This window comes from Streptomyces sparsus (assembly GCF_054776295.1).
Map to the genome: position 1 here is coordinate 1 of NZ_BAAHCA010000484.1, position 3,730 is coordinate 3,730.

2 protein-coding genes and 2 pseudogenes are annotated in these 3,730 nt (G+C 70.4%); 2 read left to right on the forward strand and 2 right to left on the reverse strand.

The features are described 5' to 3' along the window. Positions 1–263 (reverse strand): annotated as a pseudogene (locus ACYVE9_RS18895) (aminoglycoside phosphotransferase family protein); the annotation flags it as partial. Positions 264–454: 191 nt separating this feature from the next. Beyond that, positions 455–1,472 (reverse strand): annotated as a pseudogene (locus ACYVE9_RS18900) (IS630 family transposase); the annotation flags it as partial. A 321-nt stretch (positions 1,473–1,793) separates the two neighbouring features. On the opposite strand from ACYVE9_RS18900, the gene ACYVE9_RS18905 reads away from it, so the two are divergent. Together ACYVE9_RS18905 and ACYVE9_RS18910 are read left to right on the forward strand one after the other, a co-directional pair. After that, positions 1,794–2,531, forward strand: coding sequence for a formylglycine-generating enzyme family protein (locus ACYVE9_RS18905; RefSeq protein ID WP_461029067.1), 738 nt, complete (start codon positions 1,794–1,796; stop codon positions 2,529–2,531). A gap of 693 nt (positions 2,532–3,224) precedes the next feature. Beyond that, positions 3,225–3,680: a peptidoglycan-binding domain-containing protein gene (locus ACYVE9_RS18910; RefSeq protein WP_461029066.1), complete on the forward strand. Its 456-nt coding sequence runs from the start codon at positions 3,225–3,227 to the stop codon at positions 3,678–3,680. The last annotated feature ends 50 nt before the right edge of the window (positions 3,681–3,730 follow it).

Here is a 3,730-nt window from a genome sequence, read left to right on the forward strand (position 1 = left end):
GCCGACGGGCTCGCCGCGGCCCACGCCGCCGGCGATCCGGTCGACGGCCCGCCGAGGCGCCCCAGCGTCGTCCCCGGGAGTGCGGCGATCGCGAGCACGGGCGGCTTGCGCCACAGGACCTCCGGGGTCGGGACCGGCGCGAGGGACATCGCCTCGACCTCGACGTCGACGCGCGCCTGATCGGCGTCCACCTTCAAGAACACGTCACCGACACGCAGAGTCGCGCGTTCGGAATGGGCGACGACGACCTTCACCTCATCCATGGGCGACCAGTATTCCGGGGATGATCGCCGACGTCGCCAGGTTTGTCCCGTGCGATTACGCGGCTGTCCGCGTCCCGCTACCCGTCAGCCTCGTGCACGACACCGACCTCTGACCAGCTCAAGCCCACTATCGTTGTTACTGAGGTTGAGCTCGCGATGTCGCTGGGTTGCTCAGGTGGGTCTGACGGCCAGCCGGTCTCGGCGAGGCAGCCGTCTAGGTCGTGTCGGCTGCGCTGGACGAGGTGTCCGGGGGTGTTGAAGGCGCCGTTGGAGAGCCAGCCGCGCCGCAGCAGGGAGCAGATCCCTTCGACGGGGTTGCGGTCGGGTGCGTAGGGCGGCAGGTAGTAGATGGTGAGCCGGTGCCGGGCTTCGGCGAACTCCCGCAGGCCGGCGGCCCTTGTGGACGTTGAGGTTGTCCCAGACGAGCACGATCGGGCCGCCGAGTTGCTGGTGGGCGGCGATCAGCAGGTCGCGGTAGTCGCGCCAGGAGAAGCTCCCGCGGCCGTCGCGGCGGCCGTCGTCCCCTCGAAGCCGGTAGATCAGCCGGGAGCGGTGGCCGGCTTTGTAGCAGTTCAGGGCCGCAATGGAGATCCGTCTGCGGGAGCGGACGCAGACTCGCGTTACCGGGATCCGGCCGCGCTGTGACCAGGTCTTCGTCCTTCGGTGGCGTCATGGAGAAGCCGGCTGCGTCCTCGAAGACGAGCCAGGCTCCACGGGCCGCCGCGAGTCTTCCACGTACGGCCACACCTCCCGGGCCCAGCCGGCCACGGCCTCATCGTCCCGCTCCACCGCACGACGGGCCGGGACCTGACAGGACCACCCATTGCGCACCAGCAGCTTGCGCACGCCCTGGACCGTGTAGGTCAGGTGGAAGCGCCGGCCAATCACCGTCTGCACCCGGCTCAGGGTCCAGCGCTGGTCCTCCCAGCCGTGCACGGCAGGCCCTTCGCCAGCTCCGCCTCCAGCTGGGCGAACTGCTTCTCGCTCAGCCGCGGCGACGATGCCGGCCCCTGCGACCGCAGAGCCCGCGGACCGCCCTCGTCCCACATCCGCCGCCCACCGCTGCACCGAACGAACGCCGACCCGCAGCTCCCTGGCGATCACCGAGCTCACCTCTCCCCGGACGAAACGCTCGGCAGCCATGAGCCGTAACTCGTCGCGGAAATAATGCCGTTCGGCCGTCAGCCCGCCCCCTTGGGGATACCGCATGCCCCGGTGATACCGCACGGCCCACGAGCCATCAGCCCCCACGACTCCATGAGTTCAACCTCAGTACCTGCAACACACCCAGCCCCACCCAGCACACACCACACAAACCCGGTTCGCACCCCGCGACCACCCCGACCGAACCACCAAATTCCGTCTCTCAACACACCAGCAACCCCCAGGCCAGCCACCACCCGATACATCCGCCGGGGCTCTCGCCAGAGGCCCTGGTTCCAAGGTCGCTGTCGAGGTAGGCCCGTGGGCCGATGTCCGCCCCGGCCACCAGGGCGATCATGAGGTCTACCCGATCGAGCGGAGAGGAGCATTCGAGTGGAACAGGTGGACTGGGTCGAAGTCCCGGCTGGGTTACTGCGTCGAGGAACGCCGATTGACGAGGTGGCAGAAGTGGCCCACCGCTATGCCGACACCGGGGTGCCGGTGGAGTGGTACCTGAAGGAAGCCCCGCGCACAGAGATTCACCTTCCGGCATTTCGGATCGCCCGCACCCTGGTCACCGTCGGCCAGTGGACACTCTTCGCGGCGGCCACCGGGAGGCTGGTCCCACAGGCTCCGGCGGACCACCCGGTCATCGGAGTCACCTGGGAGGCGGCGACGGCCTACTGCCGATGGCTCGGAGAGCGGCTCGGCGGCCTTGAGGTGCGGCTGCCCACGGAGGACGAGTGGGAGCGCGCCGCACGTGGCGACGACGGCCGGGAGTTCCCGTGGGGTGCGGAGTACCGGGCCGGCCTGGCAAACCTGGTGGACCTCGGTATCGGCACCACAACGCCTGTCGGCTCGTTCCCCGCCGGGGCCAGTCCTTTTGGTGTGCTGGATATGGCGGGTAACGCTGACGAGTGGACCTCGACCCTCTACGCCCCCTACCCGGGCGCTCCCGCCGAGGTGCCGAGCACCGAGGACTGGGCCCTCGACCCGCACATCACCCGAGGTGGCGCGTTCCGCCATGACCGGGATCTGGCCCGGTGCGCACGTCGGCACGGCGCCTACGAGCGGGATCTTGAGGCGATCGGCGTGGGCTTTCGCCTGGCGGCACCCGCCGAGTAGAACCGGCTGCTGTACACACCAGCACCTCGACACGTGCGCGGCATCTCCTCAGACATGAAGCGGCGCGCTGTGCGCGGGAGCACGACTGGCTGTAGCCGAGGTGCGTTCCAGGGCACCACCCGCTCCCCGGCGAGTCCGCAAGGCAGCGCGGCACCCCGGCAGGCAGTTCAGCCGGCCTACGGCGGCAACCACACCGATCGATGCCCCGAGCACGGTCGTCGAAAGCCGGGCGCCAGCCGTTCGGAGTAGCAGAGAACGGCAGGGGCAGGGTCTGGTTCGTCCTCGCACCCGGTTTGCGCGGCGGGCCGCCCCCTTCGGTTCGGAGTCAGCTCGAGCAGTCGGGCCGGGCTTCCCGGGAAGCCGGACGGGCCCGGTACGCGGGCCGTCACACCGCGGTCGACTGTCGGGGCGCCCGGGAAAGCCCTGTTCTCGAGCGGGCGGCCAGCGCCGCTGGTGCATACGACGGATGGGTACGACGACACGGGGACGGGTCGCACGCCCGCTCATCGACGGACGACAACCGACGCGTCGCCCGGATAGGTTCGGCTCGTACCGCGTCGGCGCGGGCAGGCCGCGGACCACGGCCGCCGAGCCCGGACCGGCGCCCACGCAAGGGGCGGCATATCCGAGGAACGACCCGGACGCGTGTACCGGCGTCGGGTGTCGCCCGGCATCCCGGAGGGGGAGGAACGCATGCGATCGAACCTCTTGGCAAGAGCACTGGTCAGCGTCACCGCCGTGGTGGGACTGACCGCAGGCAGCCTCGCGGGGGCGGGTTCCGCTCTCGCGGCGCCGCAGAAGGCCGCCCAGCCGTCGGTCGGCTCCGAGGCCGTCGCCCCGCAGGCGGTGGTCAACCTCGGCCTCAGCGCAGCCCAGGCCCGCAACGTCCAGCGCTGGCTGACGCGCTACTGGGGCTACACCGGCGCGATCGACGGGCAGCTCGGCACCAACAGCTGGAAGGCTTTCCAGCGCAACCTGAGAGCACACTGGGGCTACTCGGGAGCGATCGACGGCATCGTGGGCAACGGAACGGTGTCCGCGTTGCAGCGTCTGCTGAAGGCTCACTGGGGCTACACCGGTGCGATCGACGGTATCGCCGGCTCCGGCACCCAGGCGGCGTTCAAGCGTTTCGCCAACGCCGCGGGCTGACCGCGCCCCGGCCCCGGGCGGGTACCTCTCGCAGGAGGGGCCCGTCCGGG

Bases quoted from the DNA above. Each gene is read 5' to 3' on its own strand.
- ACYVE9_RS18910 (WP_461029066.1), top strand. From the start codon at position 3,225: ATGCGATCGAACCTCTTGGCAAGAGCACTGGTCAGCGTCACCGCCGTG.